This is a genomic window from Calidifontimicrobium sp. SYSU G02091 (assembly GCF_022631395.1).
GTDB classification, from domain to species: domain Bacteria; phylum Pseudomonadota; class Gammaproteobacteria; order Burkholderiales; family Burkholderiaceae_C; genus Calidifontimicrobium; species Calidifontimicrobium sediminis.
The window spans coordinates 1-20914 of record NZ_JALBGB010000042.1 but is presented as its reverse complement, the minus strand read 5'-3'; the positions used below and the strand labels follow the sequence as shown (position 1 = coordinate 20914).

Sequence of the window (20914 nt, the reverse complement as noted above, 5' to 3'; positions counted from 1 at the left end):
GCGTTCGAATCCGGTGGTGCCAAGGCTCATCTGCTTCATGTCGATACTGTCTCACATCCGACGGTCATCGCCGGGGTTTTGCAGACCTTCCCTAGGTAGGTTGGACTCCGAGCGATGGCCTTCTCTGTTTGTGATGCTTTGGCAGAAAACCCGGCGCGCTTCTGTGCTGCTCTTGCAATTGCCCCTACTGTAGATGCCGAGTCACATTTGCCACAGTTCACGCAGCCGTCCGAAGCGCACCGAAGCGGAACAATGACCTTCGTACGATCTGGTGGTAGGAGTTTCGGCATCACTTGCTGGCATGTGGTAGAGACCCTTCGGAATGCCAATAAAACCGGAAAGCATCATCTTCTCAGGACCATGTTGAACGGCTTCTACGTCGTCCATGATCGCTTCGTCCGCCCAAGCCCTTCATTCGGGTCTTCGTCACTTGATGTCGCCATTCGAGAGATGCATCCGGACTTCGCAAAGGCCTTGGGAAAAGAAGAGATCCCTCTTGATGAACTGCCGGCAGTTCCAGACGACGTCAGATTCGGCTACGCGGTTGGCTTCCCAGAGAGCGCGAAGCGACGTCGCGAAGAGGATCGTGGCTATCGTGTCTCGATGCCGCAATGTTGCGTGCTCGCCGAAATCCACCGCCAACCGGATCAGAGATTCACTCTGCACTCGCAGGTTCCTCGCGAGGCTGTGGCGTATGAGCAATTCAGCGGGATGAGCGGAGGCCCGATATTCTGGAGCGACGAACATCAGTTCGGTATATACGGCATTGTCTATGAAGGGGGTTCCGTGCCCTCTTCTGAAGACACAGCCGAGATCTACATCTTCGGCGAACTCGCCACCCCGAACACGATTCGAGGTTGGATCAAGGAGGTCCCCGCACTGAAGTTCTGATCTGCCGCGCATTCCCGCCAAAACACGTTACACGAAATGCTCTCGATTCCTAGCATGAGCGGCGTTTTCCATCGAAACGCCGACCATGCACGAACCCGAACCCTTCGTCCTGGCTCCCGAGGCTGATCGGCCTCGGCACGCGCACCAAGAGATCGTCGATCTGTTGGCCTGCGCCCTCCTGCGGCTGCGCGCGCGCCCCTTTCCGCCATCTGGCCATATCGCCACCGACAGCGACTCGGTTGGCCTTGGCTTGTGCGGGCCACAGCGCGTGAATGCGAACCCCGATCACGCACGAGGAGTTCGCCGATGACGACACACGCAAGCCCTGCAGACCCGACCACCGTCGCCGCCCGCGTCGCGCAGCTGCCCCACCTGCCGATGGACAGCCTCTGGGCGCTGTGGGACGAGTACTTCGAGGAGCGGCCCAAGCATCACCACCGCACGTGGCTGGAGAGCCGGCTCGCCTACAGGATCCAGGAGCGCGCCTTCGGCGCTTTGAAGCCCGCGACCCGCCGCAAGCTCGAGGAGATCGGTGAGACGGGCATCCTGCCACGCCAACTGCGCCGTGACGCGAGTCGGCTGCTGCCGGGCACGGTGCTCACGCGGATCTTCGACGACGTCGAGCACCGGGTGCTGGTGCGCGGGCCCAATGACTTCGAGTATCAGGGGCAGCGGTTCAAGAGCCTGACGGCGATTGCCCGCCACATCACCGGCACGCATTGGTCGGGCCCCGCGTTCTTCGGCCTCAAGACCAAGCACGGCCAGAAGGAGCCGGCATGAGATCACAACGGCCCGTGTCCCCGTCGACCATGCCGACCCCTGGTCCCGTCACGCCATCGAGGCGCTGTGCGGTCTACACCCGCAAGTCCACCGACGAGGGACTGGACCAGGAGTACAACAGCCTGGAGGCCCAACGCGACGCGGGGCTGGCCTTCATCGCCAGCCAACGTCATGAGGGCTGGATCGCCATCGAGGAGGGTTATGACGACGGCGGCTACTCCGGCGGCCATCTCGACCGCCCTGCGCTCAAGCGCATGCTGACCGACATCGAGGCCGGCAGGATCGACATCGTGGTCGTCTACAAGATCGACCGATTGACGCGAAGCCTCGCCGACTTCGCCAAGCTGGTGGAGGTGTTCGACCGCAACGGCGTCTCCTTCGTCTCGGTCACGCAGCAGTTCAACACCACCACCTCGATGGGGCGGCTCACGCTCAACATCCTGCTGTCCTTCGCGCAGTTCGAGCGCGAGGTCACCGGCGAGCGCATCCGCGACAAGATCGCCGCCTCCAAGGCCAAGGGCATGTGGATGGGCGGCATGCCGCCGCTGGGCTACGACGTCGTCGATCGCAAGCTCGTCGTCAACGAACGCGAGGCCGCACTCGTGCGTGACATCTTCCGGCGCTACGCCGAGCATGGCTCGGCTGCACGGCTGGTGCGGGAGATGGCGGTCGAGGGGCACACCACCAAGGCCTGGGTGACCCAAGGCGGGCGCCGGCGCACGGGCCGACCCATCGACCAGCAGTTCATCTTCGCGCTGCTGCGCAACCGCATCTACCTGGGTGAGATCCGCAACCACGGCACGTGGTATCCCGGCCAACACGAAGCGATCGTGCCGCAAGACCTGTGGGACGCCGCGCACGCTTTCATCGCGCGCCGCAAGCAGGCGCCGCGTGAACACCGGGCCCAACACCCGGCGCTGCTCGCGGGCCTGCTGTTCGCGCCCGACGGCCAGCGCATGCTGCACACCTTCGTCAAGAAGAAGAGCGGACGCACCTACCGCTACTACGTCCCCTACCTGCACAAGCGCCGCAACGCGGGCGCGAGCCTGGCGCCGGACGCCCCAGACGTCGGCCATCTGCCCGCGGCCGAGATCGAGAACGCGGTGCTCGCGCAGATCCACGCGGCGCTCGCCGCGCCGGAGGTGCTGATCGGCACCTGGCGGGCGTGCCAGCGCCACCCGGCCGGTGCTGCCCTCGATGAAGCGCAGGTGGTGGTGGCGATGCGACGCATCGGCGACGTGTGGGCGCAGTTGTTCCCGGCCGAGCAGCAACGCATCGCGCGGCTGCTGATCGAGCGGGTCCAACTGCATGAGCACGGACTCGACATCCTCTGGCGCGAGGACGGCTGGCTGGGATTGGGGCCCGAGATCGGCGCGCATCCCTTGGTCGACGAGTGCCGCGCGAGCGCCGAGGAGGTCTTGGCATGACCCGCTCGCCTCCCGATCCGACTCCGAACTCCCGCCGTCGCGCGATCCGCGTCGAGGTCGGCCACGATGCACGCAGCTACGTCAGCGACGGGCAGCGGGTGACCCTGGTGCCCCTGACGATCAAGCGCCGGCAGAACCGCAAGCTCCTGATCCCGCCGACGCCCGAGTCCGCCGCCGCGACCGCGGGCGGCCTGGATGCGCCGATGATCAAGACGCTCGGCAAGGCCTTCTACTGGAAGCGGCTGCTCGAGGAGGGGCGCTATCCCACGACGACCGACCTGGCCCGCGCGCTGAAGTTGGAGCCCGGCTGGGTGGCCGAGGTGCTGCGCCTGACCCTGCTGGCCCCCGACATCGTCGAGGCCATCCTCGATGGCCGGCAGCCGCGACACCTGAACCTGCAGACGCTGCGTGGCCGGCACGATCTGCTGCCGCGCGACTGGGTCGAGCAGCGTCGGCTGCTCGGCTTTCCTTCAGCGTGAGACTGGCGCTCAGCTGGCGCAACAACTGCCTCGGCCACGCTCCTGGATTGGTGGGCACGGCACAGTGCCGTAGGAGCAATAGACGCAGCAGTCCCCGGGCTTGGGCTTGAGTATGGCGTGGCAGGCCTCGCACTCATAGAACCACTGGCAGGCATCGGTAGGCATGGTCTCGGTCTTGGTGTGACCGCACTCCGGACAAGTCAACGTCGATTCCAGAACGACGGCAGTCACTTCACGCTCCCGACCACCGTCGAGGGGTAGCCAGCATCCTGGGTCGCCCGCGTCAGCGCCTCTACATTCGCCCGCGCGTCGTCGAACGTCACGGTCGCCTGTCGTTTGTCGAGGTTCACGTCCGTCTTGGCCACGCCCGGCACCTTGCCGAGCGCCTTCTTGACCGTAATCGGGCAGGCGGCGCAGTTCATGCCCGGCACTGACAGGGTGACGGTCTTTGTCGCGGCGATGACTGGCACGCTCACGATCAGGGCGAGCGTCAGCATCGGAAAACCAAGCAATCTCTTCATAAAACCTCCGTTCAGTAAAACCAGGGCGCGACCAGCGGGAAGCCGAGCGCCACGATCACCAGGGCGACCACGATCCCGAACAGCAGCTCGTAGCCGCGCCGAACCGACGGCACCGCGCAGGCCTGTCCGGGTTCGCACGCCGGGGCTTTCGCCCATATGCGTCGCCCGGCGAGGAACAACGCGACGAGGGCCGCGCCGATGAAGATCGGGCGGTAGGGTTCGAGGGCCGTCAGGTTGCTGATCCATGCCCCTGAGAAGCCCAGCGTGATCAGCACCAATGGCCCGAGGCAGCAGGTCGATGCGAGGATGGCCGAGACGAATCCGGCCGCGAGCGCCGCACGGCCGCCTCCGGTACTGCCTTGCGCAGTTGGGGTGTCTGGTTTCATGGAGTAAGCTTACTTCCGTACTTAAGTACGGAGTCAAGACCATGAACAGCACGCCCGAGATCGAGGCGATGACGATCGGCGCGCTGGCGCGCGCGGCTGGCGTCAATGTCGAAACCATCCGCTTCTACCAGCGCAAGGGGCTGTTGCCCGAACCAGATCGGCCGCAGGGAAGTATCCGCCGTTACGGCGCCGACGAGCTTGGCCGCGTCCGCTTCATCAAGTCGGCACAGCGGCTGGGCTTCAGTCTCGACGAGGTGTCCGAACTGCTCAAGCTCGAGGACGGATCGCACTGCGCCGAGGCGCGTGCGCAGGCTCAGCGCAAACTCGTTGACGTTCGCGAACGACTGGCTGACCTGCAGCGCATCGAAGCGGCGCTGTCCGAGCTCGTGCAGCGCTGCAATGCCATTCGCGGCCGGGTGCGCTGCCCCTTGATCGCCGCCTTGCAGGCGGAGTGACGCACAGCCGTCCTTGACTGATCCTCGACCATGACGGCGGGCCTTGTGCCCGCCGTTTTCGTATCGGCGAGAACTTTGGCGAACCCGAAGTTCCCGCGTGGTTCGCCATTCGGTCCCTCCAAGGTTCGCCACCCGAAGCCTGCAATGACACCTGTTCCTCAACAGCGTCATAGGAGGCTTCCATGCCGACAACGGCAAGCACCATCACCCGGTCGCCGGTCGATGCGATCAACAGCCTGTCTCCCGGCGACCGTCGGGTCCTCAACGAGAACGAGCTCGCGCAGCGCTGGGGCCTGAGCCCCAAGACCCTGCAGCGCTGGCGCAGCGAAGGGCGCGGCCCGCGCTACCTGAAGCTGTCCAAGCGCGTCAGCTACCCCCTGGAGTCGGTCATCGAGTTCGAGCGTGGCGCCCTGCACGACTCGACCTCCGAGCGCGCGGCGCGCTGAAGGGGGATGCGATGAGCGATTTGACCCTCTACCCCGCCGACATCGCCGCGATGTCCGTCGGCCAGCTCGCCGCGCTTCCGCCCGCCCAGAAGGCGGAGATCAGCCGCAACCTCGACGAAGCGCTCGCCTGGCTCAAGCAGGCCCGCGCGAAGTTCGACGCCGCGCTGGAGGCCGCCTACGGCGAGCAGGCCCGTGCTGCACGCCTCGAGGCCGGCAAGGACTTCGGCGTCGTGCACCTGAGGGACGGTGCGCTGCGCGTGACGGTCGATGTCCCGAAGCGCGTGTCCTGGGACCAGGCGCAACTGGCCGCCATCGCCCGGCGCATCGCCGCCGCCGGCGAGAAGGTCGAGGACTACCTGGACGTCGAGTACTCCGTCTCGGAATCGCGCTTCTCCAACTGGCCGCCGGCACTGCGCGCCGGGTTCGAGGCCGCCCGCACCGTCAAGCCCGGCAAGCCCACGTTCCGGCTGGCCCTCGTCTCGGAGGCGTGATCCATGAGCACCGAACTGATCCCGTTTGATTTCGAAGGCCGTCCGGTCCGGGTCGTCACGGATGCCCAAGGCGAACCGTGGTTCGTCGCGGCGGATGTGTGCGCGGTTCTTGAACTGCCGAACACCACCCGCGCCCTGGCGCGACTGGACCCTGACGAGCAAGCCCTGATCTCAATTCAGGGCATCTCGCGCGGCAATGACCAGGTCAACGTCGTCAACGAGCCCGGCCTCTACAGCCTGGTGCTGGGTAGCCGCAAGCGCGAGGCCAAGCACTTCAAGCGCTGGGTGACACACGAGGTGCTGCCGGCGATCCGCAAGACGGGCAGCTACACGGCGCCAAGTGCACGCCCGACCCTGCCGGCACCCACCCAGGACCGCGTCGCCGCTCTGCTGCTGATCGGCGAGGCCGTGGCCAAGGTGCCGGGGGTCAAACCCGGCATCGCGATGGCGGCCACGCTCACCTGCATCCAGGAGAACACGGGCTTGGCGGTCGAGACGCTGCGCCGCGCCCTTCCTGCCCGGGACACCGCCGCGAACGAGGCGATCTGCTCGCTCAACGCCACCCAGCTCGGCAGGCTGCTCGGCCTGTCGGCCAAGGCCACCAACCAGCGTCTGGCCGCGCACGGCCTGCAGTTGCGCAACGAACGCGACGACTGGGAACTGACCGAGGCCGGCGAGGCCTGGGCCGAGGCGATGCCGTACTCGCGCAACGGGCACAGCGGCTACCAGATCCTCTGGAACCCGGCGGTCGCGGAGCGGCTGAAGGAGGTGGCGTGATGGCACTCCCCATCATCACCGCCGACCAGCGGCTGCGCGAGAAGCAGGGCGTCAAGCTCGTGCTGCTGGGCAAGAGCGGCATCGGCAAGACCAGCCAGTTGAAGACCCTGCCCGAAGCCTCGACCCTGTTCGTCGACCTCGAGGCTGGCGACTTGGCCGTCAAGGACTGGCGCGGCGACTGCGTGCGCCCGACCACCTGGCCGGAGTTCCGCGATCTCGTGGTGTTCCTGGCCGGCCCGAACCCGGCGCTGCCTGCGGATGCGCCGTTCTCCGAGGCGCACTACCGGCACGTGTGCGAGCGCTACGGCGATCCCGGTCAACTCGCCAAGTACGACACCTACTTCGTCGACTCGATCACCGTGCTCGCGCGCCTCGCCCTGATCTGGGCCAAGACCCAGCCGCAGGCCTACAGCGAGCGCACCGGCAAGCCCGACACCCGGGGCGCCTACGGCCTGCTCGGCTCGGAACTGATCGGGGCGCTGACCCATCTGCAGCACGCGCGCGGCAAGCACGTCGTGTTCGTCGCCATCCTCGACGAGCGCCTGGACGACTTCAACCGCAAGGTCTTCGTGCCGCAGATCGAGGGCGCCAAGACCGCCGCGGAACTGCCCGGCATCGTCGACGAGGTGGTCACCTTGGCCGAGATCAAGGCGGAGGACGGCTCGTCCTACCGCGCCTTCGTCTGCCACACGCTGAACCCCTACGGCGTCCCGGCCAAGGACCGCTCCGGCCAGCTCGAGTTGCTGGAGCCGCCGAACCTGCGCGCGCTGATCGACAAGTGCGCCGCCGCCACTCGAATCCCGACATCCAAGGAGTAAACCATGACCGCCTGGAACGATTTCAACGACGCCGAACAGCAGCCCAGTTTCGACCTCATCCCCAAGGGCACGCTCGCCCGCGTGCGCATGACGATCAAGCCCGGGGGCTTCGACGACCCGGCGCAGGGCTGGACGGGCGGCTACGCTACCCAGAGCTTCGAGTCCGGCTCGGTGTATCTGGCGGCCGAGTTCGTGGTGCTGGAGGGCGAGTACGCCCGTCGCAAGCTCTGGAGCAACATCGGCCTGCATTCCCCGAAGGGCCCGGCTTGGGGCCAGATGGGGCGCAGCCTCATCCGCGCGATCCTCAACAGCGCCCGCAACGTCCATCCCCAGGACAACGGCTCGCAGGCCGCCGCCGCGCGGCGCATCCAGGGCTTCCACGAGCTCGACGGCATCGAGTTCCTCGCCCGCATCGACGTCGAGAAGGACGGCCGCGGCGAATTGAAGAACGTCATCCGAAACGCCGTCGAGCCCGACCACCCGGACTACGCCCGGCTGATGGGGCTGCCGCCCAAAGCGTCGGGCACCGGCTCCTCCGGCGCGCCGGCTGCGGCGACTCCGCCCCGTGCGATGCCTGCGCCGGTCGCCCCGCAACGCACCGCCGTGCCGGGCAAGCCGGCCTGGGCGCAGTGAGAGGAGGGCCGGTGAAGTGTTGGGTCTGCAAACGACAGGCGCGCGGCTACGGCCACTCGGACCTGCGGTATCCGGTGGGCGACGCCCGGCGCTATCCGATCGACTGGGTGTTCTGCTCGCGGCGCTGCCAGGAGGCGTTTCACGCGCTCTACGGTCAGTGGCTGCGCGTGCAGGAAGGACGCACGCCCAAGACGGAGGTGGCCATGATCGATCCGTCTGACGTCGAACTCGCCGCGATGAGGAAGTGCCTCAAGGCCTTCGGCGCGGCGGCAGAGGGCATCGGCTTCGAGAAACCCCTCGGCGTGTACTCCGAGGCCGAGGCCCTGCGGGTGATCGACGCCATCGTCACCTGCTACACGGAGGCGATGGTCGAGCACCACGAGGCGACCAAGTACCCGCCGGTGCGCGGGCTCAAAGAACCGGTGTCCGATCCCTTCGCCGACCTCGAGGACGACCTGCCGTGGGAGGAACCGACGGCTGCCCAAAAAGCGGCACGGAAGGAGGCGCGGCGATGATGGACTTCAACGCCTCCAAGAGCCTGTCGGGTCAGGTCACGGCGCTGATCGATGCCGGGATGCGGCAGTGGCGCGCAGCGCAACCCCGGCGCACGTACCTGGGCGCCTCGCGCCTCGGGGTCGCCTGCGAGCGCGCGCTGCAGTACGAGTTCGCCGACGCCCCGGTCGATCCGGGTCGCGAGACCGACGGCCGCATGCTGCGCGTCTTCGAGCGCGGGCGCGTCTCTGAGGACTGCATGGTCGGCTGGCTGCGCGCGGCGGGCTTCGATCTGCGCACGCGCGACGACGCGGGCGAGCCCTTCGGCTTCTCGGCGCTCGACGGGCGCCTGCAGGGTCACGTCGATGGTGTCATCGTCAATGGGCCTGATCTTGGTTTTGGCAGCGGCTACCCCGCGCTGTGGGAGAACAAGTGCCTGGGCGCCAAATCGTGGCGCGAGTTGGAGAGACATCGCCTCGCGGTCGCCAAGCCCGTCTACGCCGCCCAGGTCGCGCTCTACCAGGCCTACCTGGGGCTGCACGCGCAACCGGCGCTGTTCACGGGGGTGAACGCCGACACCATGGAGATCCACGCCGAGCTGGTGCCGTTCGATGCGGCGCTGGCGCAGCGCATGTCCGACCGGGCGGTGAAGGTCATCACGGCCACCGAGGCGGGCGAACTGCTGCCGCGCGCCTTCTCCGAGCCCACCCATGTCGAGTGCCGGATGTGCCCGTGGCAGGACCGGTGCTGGAGGGTCGCGGCATGACCGACACACCGCTGCACCCGGTGCTCGGAGAGCGCCTGATCGACGCACGCGAGGCGGCGCTGACGCTCAATCTGCCGCTGTACTGGCTCACCCACGCCAAGGAGCGCCGGCGTCTCGGCCTGCCGCACTACCGGGTGGGCAAGCTCCTGCGCTTCAAGCTCTCCGAACTGATCGCGTGGATGGAGGAACGCCAAGCCCTGCACCCGGCCGACGCAGTGCACGAGGAGGAGGCGGATGCTGGACTTCAATGACACCGCGCCCGAGCCCGAGATCCCGGCGTCCGACCGCCGCGAGGCCGTACGCGCCGCCCTGCTCTCGAGGCTGGAAGCGGTGCTATTCACCCTGTTCCCCGCCGGCAAGGAGCGTCGCGGCAAGTTCGTCATCGGCGACGTGCTCGGCAGCCCGGGTGACAGCCTGGAAGTCGTGCTCGACGGCGACAAGGCGGGGCTGTGGACCGACCGCGCCACCGGCGATGGTGGCGATGTGTTCCACCTGATCGGCGGCCACTACGGCGTGGACGTGCAGGCAGACTTCGCCCGCGTCCTCGACCTGGCCGAGGACCTCGTCGGCCGAGCGCCCACGGCGCCGCCGCGCAAGGCGGCCAAGAAGGCCTCGATCGACGACCTCGGCCCGGCCACCGCCAAGTGGGACTACCTCGACGCACAAGGGCGCCTCATCGCCGTGGTCTACCGCTACGACCCGCCCGGGCGCAAGAAGGAATTCCGGCCCTGGGACGCCAAACGGCGCAAGATGGCACCGCCCGAGCCGCGGCCGCTGTACAACCAGCCCGGCATCGCCATGGCCGAGGCCGTGGTGTTGGTCGAGGGCGAGAAGTGCGCGCAGGCCTTGATCAAGATCGGGATCGTGGCCACCACCGCGATGCACGGCGCCAACGCCCCGGTGGACAAGACCGACTGGTCGCCGCTGGCCGGCAAGGCGGTGCTGATCTGGCCCGATCGCGACAAACCCGGCTGGGACTACGCGATGGCCGCCGCGCAGGCCGCACTCGCCGCCGGCGCCGCGTCCTGCGACGTGCTGCTGCCGCCCGACGACAAGCCCGAGGGGTGGGATGCGGCCGACGCGATCGACGAAGGCTTCGACGTCGCCGCCTTCATCGCCGCGGGCCCGCGGATGAGCATCAAGCCAGCACTTGGGCTGCCGACGCAGGAGCCTTCCATCTGGGCCACCGACGACGCGCTGGCGCTCACCTTCACCGCGCGCTACGCCGAGGACTGGCGCTACTGCGCCGCCTGGGGCAAGTGGCTGGTGTGGGACGGCCGGCGCTGGCAGGCGGACGAGACGCTGTTGGTGCACCACCTCATCCGGGCGATCTGCCGCGAGGCCGCGCTCAAGGCCGACTCGCATCGGCTGGCGGCCAAGCTCGCCGCGAGCAGCACGGTCGGCGGCGTGGAGCGGCTGGCGCGCACCGACCGGCGGCACGCCTCCACCTCGGAGGAGTGGGACGCGGATCTGTTCGCGCTCAACACGCCGGGCGGCGTGGTCGACCTGCGCAGCGGGCGGCTGCGCCTGCACGACCGCGCCGACCGCATGACCAAGCTCGCCACCGCCACGCCCCGCGGCGACTGCCCCCGCTGGCGGGCGTTCCTGGCCGACGTCACCGGGGGCGATGCCGACCTGCAGGCCTACCTGCAGCGCATGGTGGGCTACTGCCTCACCGGCTCGACGGCGGCGCACGCGCTGTTCTTCCTCTACGGCACCGGCGCCAACGGCAAGTCGGTGTTCGTGAACACCTTGGCCACGATCCTCGGCGACTACGCCACCAGCGCGCCGATGGACACCTTCATGGAGGCGCGCGGCGACCGCCATCCGACCGATCTCGCGGGCCTGCGCGGGGCGCGCTTCGTCTCTTCCATCGAGACCGAGCAGGGCCGGCGCTGGAACGAGTCCAAGGTCAAGGCGATCACCGGCGGCGACAAGGTCTCGGCGCGCTTCATGCGCCAGGACTTCTTCGAGTACACGCCCCAGTTCAAGCTGGTCATCGCCGGCAACCACAAGCCCGCGATCCGCAACGTGGACGAGGCGATGAAGCGCCGGCTGCACCTGATCCCCTTCACCGTGACCATCCCGCCCGAGCGGCGCGACGCTGGGCTCACCGACAAGCTCCTGGCCGAGCGCGACGGGATCCTCGCGTGGGCGGTCGAGGGCTGTCTGGCCTGGCAGCGCGAGGGGCTCCAGCCCCCGGCCAGCGTGGTGTCGGCCACCGCCGAGTACTTCGACGAGGAGGACGCCGTCGGCGACTTCCTGGACGAGGAGGCCCAGCGTCACCCGCAGGCCCGCGTGGCCGTGGCCGACGTGTTCCAGCGCTGGCAGGACTGGGCCGGCCGGCGCGGCGAGTACGTGGGCACGAGCCGCTGGCTCGCGCAGCAACTGGCCAACCGCGGCTTCGAGCGCACGCGCATCCACGGCGGCGTCAAGGCCCTGGCGGGCCTGTCGCTCAAGCCCAAGGACTACGGCGTACGGCTCCCGTACCGCGACGACTGACCACCCACGGTGACCGAAGGTGACCCGCCCAGGGATTGAGTCTCTTTACGCGCGTACGCGCGCACAGGCGGAAGGACGATTCCCCACGGCGGTCACCTTCGGTCACCGGCACGAGAACACGATCGAAGGACTGCAACGATGACAGCAACGATTCTGGCCCTCGACCTGGGCACCACCACCGGCTGGGCGCTGCGCGACCGCACGGGCCGAATCACCAGCGGCACCGAGGCCTTCAAGCCGCGACGCTTCGAAGGCGGCGGCATGCGTTTCCTGCGCTTCAAGCACTGGCTCACCGAACTCAAGGCCCACGCCGACGGGATCGACGCGCTGGTCTTCGAGGAAGTGCGCCGCCACGCCTCGACCGACGCGGCGCACGTCTACGGCGGCTTCCTCGCCACGCTCACGGCCTGGTGCGAGCACCACGGCATCCCCTACCAGGGCGTGCCGGTGGGCACGATCAAGAAGCACGCCACCGGCCGCGGCAACGCCGGCAAGGACGCGGTGATGGCGGCCGTGCGTGCGCGGGGCCACGCCCCGGCGGACGACGACGAGGCCGACGCCTTGGCGCTGTTGCACTGGGCCCTCCCGCTCCACGACGCGGCGCAGGAGGCGTGAGATGGACATCCCGACCCCTCGCTACCGCTGCCCGCTGGGGCGCCTGCAGCCCGAGCCGATGGACGTGGAGGCCGTCAAGCGCCGCGGCTGGCGCGAGCAACGCCTGCTCGTCGTCTGCCTCGACGATGACCGGCTCGATTGGACGGAGCGCGAGCTGATCCGCCGAATCGGCGAGCGGCTCTACGGTGCACGGGAGGCGCGCCATGGCTGAGTGGACCGTCGAGCGTGTGGACGAACGCTTCCGGGAGGCGGCCATCACCGCCCACCGCCTGCCGCCCGTGCGCGTGCAGGGCTACTTCAACACCTGGCCCACGATCCGGCGCATGCCCTGGGAGACGCTGGGGGCCGAACCCACGATCCGGCGCTTCCCGCCCGCACCCGAGACGGTCGAGCGGATGCTCGAGACCATGCGCTGGGTGTTGTGGCTGGAGGAAGAGGAACGCCACCTGGTATGGATGCGCGCCGAGCGCCACCGCTGGCGCGACATCTGCGCCCGTTTCGGCTGCGATCGGACCACCGCATGGCGGCGCTGGCAGCGGGCGTTGGGGGTGGTGGTCGATCGGCTGAATACCAGACCGTCTATTTGACTTGAAATGTATTGCACTAGGTGATACACTTTCGCCATGAATCGCGTGTTTCGGACCCGCAGCTTTACCCGCTGGATGCGCAAAGCGGGTCTGACCGATGAAGTTCTGTGCGTCGCCGTTTCGGAGATGGCGCAAGGATTGATCGATGCCGATCTCGGTGGCCATCTGGTCAAGAAGCGTCTCGCACTGCCCGGTCAAGGCAAACGTGGTGGCGCGCGAACCATCGTGGCCACCAAGATGGCGGACCGCTGGTTTTTCGTTCTTGGCTTTGCCAAGAACGAACGGGCCAACATCGACGCGGCAGAGCTCAAGGCGTTGCAAGAGCTGGCCAAGCACTACTTGGGATTCGATGATCTGCAGATCGAACAAGCGATCGACAGTGGAGTATTGACGGAGGTGCGTCATGACGACGAAAAAGCGTAAGAGCCGGATCCTGCAAGAGGTTCATGAGATGGCCTCTGATCTGCATCGGATCGGTCTGATCGACAAGCGCCGTATGCGCGAGTTCGATGCGTTGTGTCACCTCGACGTTCATGAAATGCCGCCGCAAAAGATCAAATCGCTGCGCGAGCAAGCTCACGTCAGCCAAGCGGTGTTTGCGGCGGTGCTCAATACCAGCATCTCGACCGTTCAGAAGTGGGAAATCGGTGACAAGAAGCCGAGCGGTCCCTCGTTGAAGTTGCTCAACCTCATCGAACGCAAGGGGCTGGAGGCCGTGCTCTGAAGTCGGTGGGCACGAGCGCAGGCCACCGCGCCTGCGTGTTTTGGCGTGATTTGGCGGGTGGGATCGTGCATCCGCGTGCGTCTGCGGCGAAATGCGGCTTTCGCCGCTGCAACAGATCCGCCGGTCCGGGGGTAGTATTTCCGCTAACTTCTGGACAGCGGTGACGGTCGAGGAAGCAGCCCGGCCATCCACGGGTCCTTCCTGGCCAATAGCCCATGCGGGGGGCGCGAGCGCGGCGCTTGCCTAGCGTCTGACCGCGAATCGAGGTTACCGGGTTACCGGTTACCACCCGGGCGACCGGCCGCTACCCGTTACCACTGCCACCCGAATCCACTCCACCCGCCCCGGGCCTTGCGCGCTCGCGGCGGGTTTCGTTTTGCCCATGCGTGAAGGCCTTCACGTCGAATACCGCGACCTCGCCACGCTGATCCCCTACGCCCGCAACCCGCGCACGCATTCCGAGGCGCAGATCGCCAAGATCGCCGCCTCCATCGTCGAGTTCGGCTGGACCAATCCGATCCTGGTGGATGGCGAGAGCGGCATCATCGCCGGCCACGGGCGTCTGGCGGCAGCGCGCCGGCTCGGGCTCGAGAAGGTGCCGGTCATCGAACTCGCGCACCTGACCCCGGCGCAGAAACGCGCGCTGGTGCTGGCCGACAACCGGCTGGCGCTGGAAGCCGGCTGGGACGAGGAGATGCTCGCGCTGGAACTGGCCGAGCTCTCGAATGCCGGCTACGACCTCGCGCTCACCGGCTTCATGGATGCCGAGATCGGGCGCTTGCTGGACGCGCTCGGGAGGGAGGCCGTGACCGAGGAGGCCGGCGCCGACGAGGACGCGGCCGAGGAAGACCTCCCCACCCCGCCCGCGGTCCCGGTCACCCGGCCGGGCGATCTGTGGTGGCTGGGCGAGCATCGGCTGCTGTGCGCCGATGCCTCCGACCACAAAGCCATGCAGCGCCTGATGGCCGGCGACCGGGCGCACCTGGTCTTCACCAGCCCGCCGTATGCCAACCAGCGCGACTACACCACCGGCGGGATCAAAGACTGGGATGCCCTGATGCAGGGCGTGTTCGGCGCGGCTCAAACGGCCTTGCGCGAGGACGCGCAGGTGCTGGTCAACCTGGGACTGGTGCACCGCGACGGCGAATGGCAGCCGTACTGGGACGGCTGGATCGCATGGATGCGCACGCAGGGTTTTCGGCGCTTCGGCTGGTACGTGTGGGACCAGGCGGTGACCGTCCCCGGCGACTGGGCCGGGCGGCTGGCGCCCCGGCACGAGTTCGTCTTCCACTTCAACCGCCAGGCGCGCAAGCCGAACAAGATCGTGCCCTGCAAGTGGGCCGGACAGGACACGCACCTGCGCGCCGACGGATCGTCCACCGCGATGCGCGGCAAGGACGGCAAGGTCGGCGCCTGGTGCCACGCGGGGCTGCCGACGCAGGACTTCCGCATCCCGGATTCCGTCATCGAGGTGACGCGCCAGCGCGGCCGCATCGGTAAGGGTATCGACCATCCGGCGGTGTTCCCGGTGGGGTTGCCTCGGTTCTTCATCGAGGCCTACACCGACGCGGGCGAGATCGTCTTCGAGCCGTTCGCGGGCTCCGGCACCACGCTGCTGGCCGGCCAACTCACCGGCCGCCCGGTGCGTGCCATCGAACTCGCGCCGGAGTACGTGGACGTGGCGCTCACCCGCTGGATGCAGCACCACCCGGACCGCGTGCCGGTGCTGGAGGGCAGCGGCCGGACCTTCGGCGAGGTGGCGACCGAGCGCGAGGCGGAGGTGCCGGCATGACCGCCTCGTGGCTCGCCGAGAGAATCGAGCACTGGCCGACGACCAAGCTCGTGCCCTACGCGCGCAACGCCCGCCAGCACTCGGAGGAGCAGATCGCGAGAATCGCCGCATCGATTGCCGAGTTCGGCTTCGTCAATCCGATTCTGGCCGGCGCCGACGGTGTGTTGGTGGCGGGCCACGGGCGGCTTGCCGCGGCGCGCAAGCTGGGCCTCGCCACCGTGCCGGTGGTGGTGCTCGATCATCTGACGCCGACCCAGCGCCGCGCCCTGGTGCTCGCGGACAACCGGCTCGCGGAATTGGCGACCTGGGACGATGCGCTGCTGCGCATCGAACTGGAGGCGCTGCAGGACGATGGCTTCGATCTGGATCTGACCGGCTTCGACGCCGATGCGCTGGCCGATCTGCTGGCGGGCGAGGAACCCGAGCACATCGGGCAAACGGACGACGATGCCGTGCCGGACATGCCCGAGGATCCCGTCTCTCGGCCCAGCGACGTGTGGTTGCTCGGCCCCCATCGGCTGGTGTGCGGGGACGCGACCACGGCCGAGGCCTACGCGCGCCTGTTTCCGGACGGCGAGCGGGCGGACATGGTTTTCACCGATCCGCCGTACAACGTGAACTACGCCAACTCGGCCAAAGACAAGCTGCGCGGCAAGCATCGCCCGATCCTGAACGACGCGCTGGGCGACGGGTTCCACGACTTCCTGCGGGAGGCGCTGACGCGCTTGATCGCCCACACCCGAGGCGCGATCTACGTGGCGATGTCGTCGAGTGAGCTCGACACCCTGCAAGCGGCCTTCCGCGCCGCCGGGGGCCACTGGTCGACCTTCATCATCTGGGCCAAGAACACCTTCACGCTGGGCCGCTCGGACTACCAGCGCCAGTACGAGCCGATCCTCTACGGCTGGCCCGAGGGCGCCGAGCGCCACTGGTGCGGCGACCGCGACCAGGGCGACGTCTGGCAGATCAAGAAGCCGCAGAAGAACGACCTGCACCCGACGATGAAGCCGGTCGAACTGGTCGAGCGTGCGATCCGCAATTCGAGCCGCCCCGGCGACGTGGTGCTCGATCCGTTCGGCGGCTCGGGCACGACACTGATCGCCGCCGAGAAGTCGGGGCGCGTGGCGCGGCTGATCGAGCTCGATCCGAAGTACGCGGACGTGATCGTCCGGCGTTGGCAGGACTGGACGGGCCGGCAGGCCACCCGCGAATCGGATGGCCTGGCGTTCGATCAGGCGGCGAGCGATTCGTCGGTGATCGCGCAGTGAATCACGAAGCCGGTCAGATAAGGCAGCCCGCGCGGGATGCCGTAGTCGCGGCTGGTGCGGTGGCCGATGGTCCATCCCATCCACTGCCGGGTGGCGGCGTGGATCGCGTCGTGGAGGGCACGGCCCACATGCATGTGGTTGAGGACTTCGTCCGCGAAGTGGCGTCCGTGACGGCTGTCGAGGAAGGCTCGCACCGCCTCGAGGGGCTGTCCAGTGGCGGCGGCGATGGCGTTCATCGCGATGGGCCAGGCGGCTTGCGCGTGCGCGTCCATCGTGCCACAGAAGCCCCAGGCTTCGTTGCAGGTGGCGGGGATCTGGCGGGTGGTGGTCATCGTGCTCTCCAGTCGGGGGATCATGGCGACACCGGTATGAACGCGCTGTTCGATCGAGAAGCCAAGGGCTTCGTGCATCTGCTCGGGCGGCGGATTCGCCGCCCCGTTGCGAACTACACGATCCGGTAGATGCGCTCGCCGCCCGGGACCTGCTCGGAGACGATCGTCAGGCCCAGCTTCTTCTTCAGCGCCCCGGCCAAGGTGCCGCGCACCGTGTGCGCTTGCCAGCCGGTGGTCTCCATGATCTGCCGGACAGTGGCTCCCTCGGAGCGGCGCAGCATCGCGATCACCTGCGCCTGCTTGCTGTCGGCGCGGGTGCGGCGGGGCTCGGCAGTGCGCTGCGCGTCCCGCGCCCAGGCCGCTTCGGCGGCGGTGACGGCGGCATCCAGTTCGGGATCGCTCGCGGCGGCGGGCGCGCTTTGCGCGTTGGCGATGATCCGGTCGAGACGGGCCTCGAACGAGCCCACGCGCTGCGTCTTCGCGCCGGGGCGCGGCAGCCCCAGGGCCTCAAAGCCCTCGGCGGCGACGAACCAGTTGGCGCCGTCCGTGGTGATCAGTGCTCGGTTGAACAGGCCGTCCAGCACCTTCTTGCGGGCACCGCCTTTGATGTTGTCGGGGAACCATTCGATCCTGCCGCCGGCGTGTTCGACGGCATGGGCCAGGATCGCGCGCTGGGTGGGGGTCAGTGTCACGGTGGTCATGGTTTGCTCCTTGGCGGGGGTGGATCGGGTGATGGGATGAACGCGCCGTTCGCGTGTGAAGCCAAGCGTGTCTGCTTGGCTTCGCCTCGTCAGTCGGTCTTGCGCAGCACCGCGATGCCGGCTTGCGCGAGTTCCAAGGCAGCGGCGTGGAAGGCCATCTCCCCCACCCAGGGCGCAGCCCTTGCGTCGTCAAGCAAGCGGTCGATGACCGGCCGGGCCTGGGCGCGCATCGCGGCGCAGGCGGCCTCCAGCTCGTCGCGGCTGGCGGCGGCCACCTCCAGGCGGCAGGTGCGCACCAGCACGGTCAGGGCGGCCTCGGCGAGCTTGGTGGCGAGGAGGTCGAGGGTGTTGGTGTTCATCTGGCGTCCTTTCGCGTTTGCATCGGGTGAGGTGATGAACGCGCTGTTTTCGATGGAAGCCAAGCTCGATCTGCGAAACGGACGAACAGATGTCGGAAGACGGTGACGATGGGCCTTTCGATCCGCGCCTACGCGCGTCACCGGGGCGTGTCGCACGTGGCGGTCAAGAAGGCGATCGACACCGGGCGCATCACGCCCCTGCCCGACGGCACCCTCGACCCCGAGCAGGCCGATGCGCAGTGGGCGAAGAACACCATCTCTCCGCGCACCGCCGTCCCCCCGAAGGCCTCGCCCCGCGCCCGCGCGCCCGAGGAGGGTGGCGCGAGCCTGCCCGCGGGGCTGGGCACGGGTGGCGCCACCTTGCTGCAGGCGCGCACCGTCAACGAGGTGCTCAAGGCCAAGATCCGGCAGGTGGAACTGGCCGAGAAGAAGGACGAACTGGTCGACCGGGCGCGGGCGATCGCCCACGTCTTCAAGCTCGCGCGCGCCGAGCGCGATGCGTGGCTGAACTGGCCGGGCCGCGCCGCGCCGATGCTGGCCGCCCGGTTCGGCCTCGACGAGCACGCGCTGCACGTGGCGCTGGACGCCGCGGTGCGCGAGCACCTGGCCGAACTCGGCGAGATCGCCCCGAGGATCGACGCATGAGCACCGCCTACGAGGGCGCGGCCGAGATCGAACGCGCCTGGCGCGAGGGCCTCACGCCCGACCCGCTGCTGACCGTCTCCGCGTGGGCGGATCGCTATCGGCTCCTCTCGACCAAGGAGTCGGCCGAGCCGGGGCGCTGGCGCACCGCGCGCACGCCGTACCTGCGCGAGATCATGGACTGCCTCTCGCCCACCTCGCCCATCGAGCGGGTGGTGTTCATGAAGGGCGCCCAGGTGGGTGGCACGGAACTCGGCCTGAACTGGGTCGGCTACGCGATCCACCACGCGCCGGGGCCGATGATGATCGTCTGGCCCACCACCGAGATGGCGCAGCGCAACTCCAAGCACCGCATCGACCCCTTGGTCGAGGAGTCGCCGGTGTTGCGCGAGATCATCGCGCCGGCGCGAAGCCGCGACTCGGGCAACACCGTGCTGATGAAGGAGTTTCGCGGCGGGGTGCTGGTGATGACCGGGGCGAACAGTGCCGTCGGATTGCGCTCGATGCCGGTGCGCTACCTGTTCCTCGACGAGGTGGACGCCTACCCGCTGGACGTCGATGGCGAGGGCGATGCGATCCACCTGGCCGAAGCACGCACGCGGACGTTTACGCGGCGCAAGATCCTGCTGGTCTCCACCCCGACGATCGCCGGGGCCTCGATCATCGAGCGCGAGTACGAGGCCTCCGACCAGCGCCGCTACTTCGTGCCCTGCCCGCACTGCGCGCACCGGCAGTGGCTGCGCTTCGAGCAGCTGCGTTGGGAGCCCGGGCGGCCGCAAGACGCGGCCTACGTGTGCGAGGCCTGCGAGGAGCCCATCGCCGAGCATCACAAGCCGCGCATGCTCGAACTCGGCCAGTGGCAGGCGCAGGCCGAGAGCCGCACCGCGGGCTTCCACCTGTCCTCGCTCTACAGCCCCTGGCGGCGCTGGCGCGAGATCGCAGAAAGCTGGGAGAAGGCCACCCGCGCCGAAGGCCGATCGGTGGCGATGATCAAGACCTTCAAGAACCACGAGCTCGGCGAGACCTGGGTCGAGGAGGGCGAGGCGCCGGACTGGCAGCGCCTGCTGGAGCGGCGTGAGGAGTACCCGATCGGCACCGTCCCCGCCGGAGGGCTCTTGCTCACCGCCGGCGCCGACGTGCAGAAGGACCGCATCGAGGCGTCGGTGTGGGCCTTCGGGCGCGGCAAGGAATGCTGGCTCGTCGAGCACCGGGTGCTGATGGGGGACACGGCGCGCGACGACGTGTGGCAGCGGCTCGGCGAGATGATCGACGAAACGTGGACGCACGCATCCGGCGCGCGAATGCCGCTCGCGCGATTCGCAATCGACACCGGCTTTGCGACGCAGGAGGCCTACGCCTTCGTGCGCCGGGTGCGCGACGGCCGGGTGATGGCGGTCAAGGGCACGCCCAAAGGCGCGGCGCTGATCGGCACCCCCACCGCGGTCGACGTGACCCAGGGCGGCAAGCGGCTGCGCCGGGGCGTGAAAGTGTTCTCGGTGGCGGTGGGCATCGCCAAGCGCGAGCTCTACGACCACCTGCGCCTCGCCCCCGACGTGGCCGAGGACGGCGTGAGGCCGGCCTACCCTGCCGGCTACGTGCACCTGCCGAAGATCGACGCCGAGTTCCTGCAGCAACTGTGTGCCGAGCAGCTCGTCACCCGGCGTGATCGCCACGGCTTTGCGGTGCGCGAGTGGCAGAAGATGCGCGAGCGCAACGAAGCCCTCGACTGCTACGTGTACGCGCGCGCCGCGGCCAGTGCCGCGGGGCTGGACCGTTTCGAGGAACGCCACTGGCGCGAACTGGAGCGGCAACTGGGGCTGCCGCCGCCCGGCGAGCCCGAGTCGCTAATCGAACGACCTTCCGAGGCCACCCCCAGCGGTGGCCTCGCTACTTCTACGAACCGCCACCCCGGCCGGCGTGTGATCAAAAGCCGCTGGCTGGCCTGAGAGCGTGAGAGTTTTTCGTCCGCTGCCCTCGTGCTGGCATGTCTCTGGCTTGCTGTTGGGCATGAGCGATCCGACGCACCAAGA

At 68.3% G+C, this 20914-nt stretch carries 29 protein-coding genes; 23 read left to right on the top strand and 6 right to left on the bottom strand.

Going from position 1 to position 20914, the window contains the following annotated elements; all coding sequences use genetic code 11:
• Positions 1 to 114 precede the first annotated feature (114 nt).
• From MOJ79_RS17510 to MOJ79_RS17495, 4 genes are all read left to right on the top strand, one after another.
• Entirely contained in the window at positions 115 to 891 is a 777-nt protein-coding gene (locus MOJ79_RS17510; protein ID WP_241925308.1) for a hypothetical protein, read from the top strand.
• 306 nt (positions 892 to 1197) lie between these two features.
• The gene (locus MOJ79_RS17505; protein WP_241925307.1) at positions 1198 to 1671 is read left to right on the top strand and encodes a DUF2924 domain-containing protein; all 474 of its coding nucleotides are present in this window, start codon (positions 1198 to 1200) and stop codon (positions 1669 to 1671) included.
• Positions 1672 to 1700: 29 nt separating this feature from the next.
• The gene (locus MOJ79_RS17500; RefSeq protein WP_241925310.1) at positions 1701 to 3098 is read left to right on the top strand and encodes a recombinase family protein; all 1398 of its coding nucleotides are present in this window, start codon (positions 1701 to 1703) and stop codon (positions 3096 to 3098) included.
• Positions 3095 to 3577 (top strand): hypothetical protein, encoded by a 483-nt coding sequence (locus MOJ79_RS17495; RefSeq protein WP_241925306.1) that lies wholly within the window; start codon positions 3095 to 3097, stop codon positions 3575 to 3577. Before MOJ79_RS17500 ends, MOJ79_RS17495 begins: the two co-directional genes overlap by 4 nt.
• A 9-nt stretch (positions 3578 to 3586) precedes the next feature.
• On the opposite strand, the gene MOJ79_RS19055 is transcribed toward MOJ79_RS17495, so the two are convergent.
• Genes MOJ79_RS19055 through merT form a run of 3 tightly spaced genes read right to left on the bottom strand, consistent with a single transcriptional unit; the run spans position 3587 to position 4484 of the window.
• Entirely contained in the window at positions 3587 to 3808 is a 222-nt protein-coding gene (locus tag MOJ79_RS19055; protein ID WP_082371571.1) for a GDCCVxC domain-containing (seleno)protein, read from the bottom strand.
• Entirely contained in the window at positions 3805 to 4098 is a 294-nt protein-coding gene (gene merP / locus MOJ79_RS17485; protein ID WP_053822775.1) for a mercury resistance system periplasmic binding protein MerP, read from the bottom strand. The genes MOJ79_RS19055 and merP overlap by 4 nt, the downstream gene beginning before the upstream one ends.
• 11 nt (positions 4099 to 4109) lie before the next feature.
• Positions 4110 to 4484 carry a mercuric ion transporter MerT gene (merT, locus tag MOJ79_RS17480; RefSeq protein ID WP_053822774.1) on the bottom strand — a complete coding sequence of 125 codons (375 nt, stop codon included), beginning with the start codon at positions 4482 to 4484 and terminating at the stop codon, positions 4110 to 4112.
• A 41-nt stretch (positions 4485 to 4525) separates the two neighbouring features.
• Between merT and merR the strand changes: the two genes are divergently transcribed.
• The 17 genes from merR (at position 4526) to MOJ79_RS17395 (ending at position 16850) form a co-directional block, all read left to right on the top strand.
• Positions 4526 to 4939 (top strand): Hg(II)-responsive transcriptional regulator, encoded by a 414-nt coding sequence (gene merR / locus MOJ79_RS17475; protein ID WP_053822773.1) that lies wholly within the window; start codon positions 4526 to 4528, stop codon positions 4937 to 4939.
• A gap of 182 nt (positions 4940 to 5121) precedes the next feature.
• On the top strand, positions 5122 to 5385 hold the full coding sequence (locus tag MOJ79_RS17470; protein ID WP_062191415.1) for a helix-turn-helix transcriptional regulator: 264 nt from the start codon (positions 5122 to 5124) through the stop codon (positions 5383 to 5385).
• Between the two features lie 11 nt (positions 5386 to 5396).
• Positions 5397 to 5876, top strand: coding sequence for a hypothetical protein (locus MOJ79_RS17465; protein WP_241925305.1), 480 nt, complete (start codon positions 5397 to 5399; stop codon positions 5874 to 5876).
• A 3-nt stretch (positions 5877 to 5879) separates the two neighbouring features.
• Positions 5880 to 6653: a BRO-N domain-containing protein gene (locus MOJ79_RS17460; protein ID WP_241925304.1), complete on the top strand. Its 774-nt coding sequence runs from the start codon at positions 5880 to 5882 to the stop codon at positions 6651 to 6653.
• Complete coding sequence (locus MOJ79_RS17455; RefSeq protein ID WP_241925303.1) at positions 6653 to 7471, top strand: ATP-binding protein; 819 nt, start codon at positions 6653 to 6655, stop codon at positions 7469 to 7471. Before MOJ79_RS17460 ends, MOJ79_RS17455 begins: the two co-directional genes overlap by 1 nt.
• 3 nt (positions 7472 to 7474) lie before the next feature.
• Positions 7475 to 8104 carry a hypothetical protein gene (locus tag MOJ79_RS17450; protein WP_241925302.1) on the top strand — a complete coding sequence of 210 codons (630 nt, stop codon included), beginning with the start codon at positions 7475 to 7477 and terminating at the stop codon, positions 8102 to 8104.
• An 11-nt stretch (positions 8105 to 8115) separates the two neighbouring features.
• Complete coding sequence (locus MOJ79_RS17445; protein WP_241925301.1) at positions 8116 to 8619, top strand: DUF6511 domain-containing protein; 504 nt, start codon at positions 8116 to 8118, stop codon at positions 8617 to 8619.
• Positions 8616 to 9362, top strand: coding sequence for a PD-(D/E)XK nuclease family protein (locus tag MOJ79_RS17440; RefSeq protein ID WP_241925300.1), 747 nt, complete (start codon positions 8616 to 8618; stop codon positions 9360 to 9362). Before MOJ79_RS17445 ends, MOJ79_RS17440 begins: the two co-directional genes overlap by 4 nt.
• Positions 9359 to 9613 (top strand): helix-turn-helix domain-containing protein, encoded by a 255-nt coding sequence (locus tag MOJ79_RS17435; RefSeq protein WP_241925299.1) that lies wholly within the window; start codon positions 9359 to 9361, stop codon positions 9611 to 9613. Before MOJ79_RS17440 ends, MOJ79_RS17435 begins: the two co-directional genes overlap by 4 nt.
• Positions 9597 to 11864: a phage/plasmid primase, P4 family gene (locus tag MOJ79_RS17430; RefSeq protein WP_241925298.1), complete on the top strand. Its 2268-nt coding sequence runs from the start codon at positions 9597 to 9599 to the stop codon at positions 11862 to 11864. Before MOJ79_RS17435 ends, MOJ79_RS17430 begins: the two co-directional genes overlap by 17 nt.
• 138 nt (positions 11865 to 12002) lie before the next feature.
• Positions 12003 to 12479, top strand: coding sequence for a crossover junction endodeoxyribonuclease RuvC (locus tag MOJ79_RS17425; RefSeq protein WP_241925297.1), 477 nt, complete (start codon positions 12003 to 12005; stop codon positions 12477 to 12479).
• A gap of 1 nt (position 12480) precedes the next feature.
• Positions 12481 to 12690, top strand: a complete 210-nt coding sequence (locus tag MOJ79_RS17420; RefSeq protein WP_241925296.1) for a hypothetical protein — start codon at positions 12481 to 12483, stop codon at positions 12688 to 12690.
• A complete protein-coding gene (locus MOJ79_RS17415; RefSeq protein WP_241925295.1) occupies positions 12683 to 13066 on the top strand; it encodes a DUF6362 family protein in 384 nt (127 codons plus the stop codon). The genes MOJ79_RS17420 and MOJ79_RS17415 overlap by 8 nt, the downstream gene beginning before the upstream one ends.
• A gap of 36 nt (positions 13067 to 13102) precedes the next feature.
• The gene (locus tag MOJ79_RS17410; protein WP_241925294.1) at positions 13103 to 13489 is read left to right on the top strand and encodes a type II toxin-antitoxin system RelE/ParE family toxin; all 387 of its coding nucleotides are present in this window, start codon (positions 13103 to 13105) and stop codon (positions 13487 to 13489) included.
• Complete coding sequence (locus MOJ79_RS17405; RefSeq protein ID WP_241925293.1) at positions 13470 to 13790, top strand: helix-turn-helix domain-containing protein; 321 nt, start codon at positions 13470 to 13472, stop codon at positions 13788 to 13790. The genes MOJ79_RS17410 and MOJ79_RS17405 overlap by 20 nt, the downstream gene beginning before the upstream one ends.
• A 382-nt stretch (positions 13791 to 14172) precedes the next feature.
• Positions 14173 to 15582: a site-specific DNA-methyltransferase gene (locus MOJ79_RS17400; RefSeq protein WP_241925292.1), complete on the top strand. Its 1410-nt coding sequence runs from the start codon at positions 14173 to 14175 to the stop codon at positions 15580 to 15582.
• Complete coding sequence (locus tag MOJ79_RS17395; RefSeq protein ID WP_241925291.1) at positions 15579 to 16850, top strand: site-specific DNA-methyltransferase; 1272 nt, start codon at positions 15579 to 15581, stop codon at positions 16848 to 16850. The genes MOJ79_RS17400 and MOJ79_RS17395 overlap by 4 nt, the downstream gene beginning before the upstream one ends.
• Here the strand turns inward: MOJ79_RS17395 and MOJ79_RS17390 are convergent.
• The 3 genes from MOJ79_RS17390 to MOJ79_RS17380 form a co-directional block, all read right to left on the bottom strand.
• Entirely contained in the window at positions 16814 to 17182 is a 369-nt protein-coding gene (locus tag MOJ79_RS17390; RefSeq protein ID WP_241925290.1) for a hypothetical protein, read from the bottom strand. The two genes, MOJ79_RS17395 and MOJ79_RS17390, sit on opposite strands and share 37 nt — an antisense overlap.
• Before the next feature lie 113 nt (positions 17183 to 17295).
• Positions 17296 to 17883: a DUF3489 domain-containing protein gene (locus MOJ79_RS17385; RefSeq protein ID WP_241925289.1), complete on the bottom strand. Its 588-nt coding sequence runs from the start codon at positions 17881 to 17883 to the stop codon at positions 17296 to 17298.
• A gap of 89 nt (positions 17884 to 17972) precedes the next feature.
• Positions 17973 to 18305 (bottom strand): hypothetical protein, encoded by a 333-nt coding sequence (locus MOJ79_RS17380; RefSeq protein ID WP_241925288.1) that lies wholly within the window; start codon positions 18303 to 18305, stop codon positions 17973 to 17975.
• A gap of 45 nt (positions 18306 to 18350) precedes the next feature.
• Between MOJ79_RS17380 and MOJ79_RS17375 the strand changes: the two genes are divergently transcribed.
• A complete protein-coding gene (locus tag MOJ79_RS17375; protein WP_241925287.1) occupies positions 18351 to 18887 on the top strand; it encodes an elements of external origin in 537 nt (178 codons plus the stop codon).
• Positions 18884 to 20830, top strand: coding sequence for a phage terminase large subunit family protein (locus MOJ79_RS17370; protein ID WP_241925309.1), 1947 nt, complete (start codon positions 18884 to 18886; stop codon positions 20828 to 20830). Before MOJ79_RS17375 ends, MOJ79_RS17370 begins: the two co-directional genes overlap by 4 nt.
• Positions 20831 to 20914: the final 84 nt, after the last annotated feature.

Coding starts and splice junctions, on each gene's coding strand:
- MOJ79_RS17510 (WP_241925308.1), top strand. CDS start 115: ATGGCCTTCTCTGTTTGTGATGCTTTGGCAGAAAACCCGGCGCGCTTC.
- MOJ79_RS17505 (WP_241925307.1), top strand. CDS start 1,198: ATGACGACACACGCAAGCCCTGCAGACCCGACCACCGTCGCCGCCCGC.
- MOJ79_RS17500 (WP_241925310.1), top strand. CDS start 1,701: ATGCCGACCCCTGGTCCCGTCACGCCATCGAGGCGCTGTGCGGTCTAC.
- MOJ79_RS17495 (WP_241925306.1), top strand. CDS start 3,095: ATGACCCGCTCGCCTCCCGATCCGACTCCGAACTCCCGCCGTCGCGCG.
- merP (WP_053822775.1), bottom strand. CDS start 4,098: ATGAAGAGATTGCTTGGTTTTCCGATGCTGACGCTCGCCCTGATCGTG.
- merT (WP_053822774.1), bottom strand. CDS start 4,484: ATGAAACCAGACACCCCAACTGCGCAAGGCAGTACCGGAGGCGGCCGT.
- merR (WP_053822773.1), top strand. CDS start 4,526: ATGAACAGCACGCCCGAGATCGAGGCGATGACGATCGGCGCGCTGGCG.
- MOJ79_RS17470 (WP_062191415.1), top strand. CDS start 5,122: ATGCCGACAACGGCAAGCACCATCACCCGGTCGCCGGTCGATGCGATC.
- MOJ79_RS17465 (WP_241925305.1), top strand. CDS start 5,397: ATGAGCGATTTGACCCTCTACCCCGCCGACATCGCCGCGATGTCCGTC.
- MOJ79_RS17460 (WP_241925304.1), top strand. CDS start 5,880: ATGAGCACCGAACTGATCCCGTTTGATTTCGAAGGCCGTCCGGTCCGG.
- MOJ79_RS17455 (WP_241925303.1), top strand. CDS start 6,653: ATGGCACTCCCCATCATCACCGCCGACCAGCGGCTGCGCGAGAAGCAG.
- MOJ79_RS17450 (WP_241925302.1), top strand. CDS start 7,475: ATGACCGCCTGGAACGATTTCAACGACGCCGAACAGCAGCCCAGTTTC.
- MOJ79_RS17440 (WP_241925300.1), top strand. CDS start 8,616: ATGATGGACTTCAACGCCTCCAAGAGCCTGTCGGGTCAGGTCACGGCG.
- MOJ79_RS17435 (WP_241925299.1), top strand. CDS start 9,359: ATGACCGACACACCGCTGCACCCGGTGCTCGGAGAGCGCCTGATCGAC.
- MOJ79_RS17430 (WP_241925298.1), top strand. CDS start 9,597: ATGCTGGACTTCAATGACACCGCGCCCGAGCCCGAGATCCCGGCGTCC.
- MOJ79_RS17425 (WP_241925297.1), top strand. CDS start 12,003: ATGACAGCAACGATTCTGGCCCTCGACCTGGGCACCACCACCGGCTGG.
- MOJ79_RS17420 (WP_241925296.1), top strand. CDS start 12,481: ATGGACATCCCGACCCCTCGCTACCGCTGCCCGCTGGGGCGCCTGCAG.
- MOJ79_RS17415 (WP_241925295.1), top strand. CDS start 12,683: ATGGCTGAGTGGACCGTCGAGCGTGTGGACGAACGCTTCCGGGAGGCG.
- MOJ79_RS17410 (WP_241925294.1), top strand. CDS start 13,103: ATGAATCGCGTGTTTCGGACCCGCAGCTTTACCCGCTGGATGCGCAAA.
- MOJ79_RS17405 (WP_241925293.1), top strand. CDS start 13,470: ATGACGACGAAAAAGCGTAAGAGCCGGATCCTGCAAGAGGTTCATGAG.
- MOJ79_RS17400 (WP_241925292.1), top strand. CDS start 14,173: ATGCGTGAAGGCCTTCACGTCGAATACCGCGACCTCGCCACGCTGATC.
- MOJ79_RS17395 (WP_241925291.1), top strand. CDS start 15,579: ATGACCGCCTCGTGGCTCGCCGAGAGAATCGAGCACTGGCCGACGACC.
- MOJ79_RS17390 (WP_241925290.1), bottom strand. CDS start 17,182: ATGACCACCACCCGCCAGATCCCCGCCACCTGCAACGAAGCCTGGGGC.
- MOJ79_RS17385 (WP_241925289.1), bottom strand. CDS start 17,883: ATGACCACCGTGACACTGACCCCCACCCAGCGCGCGATCCTGGCCCAT.
- MOJ79_RS17375 (WP_241925287.1), top strand. CDS start 18,351: ATGGGCCTTTCGATCCGCGCCTACGCGCGTCACCGGGGCGTGTCGCAC.
- MOJ79_RS17370 (WP_241925309.1), top strand. CDS start 18,884: ATGAGCACCGCCTACGAGGGCGCGGCCGAGATCGAACGCGCCTGGCGC.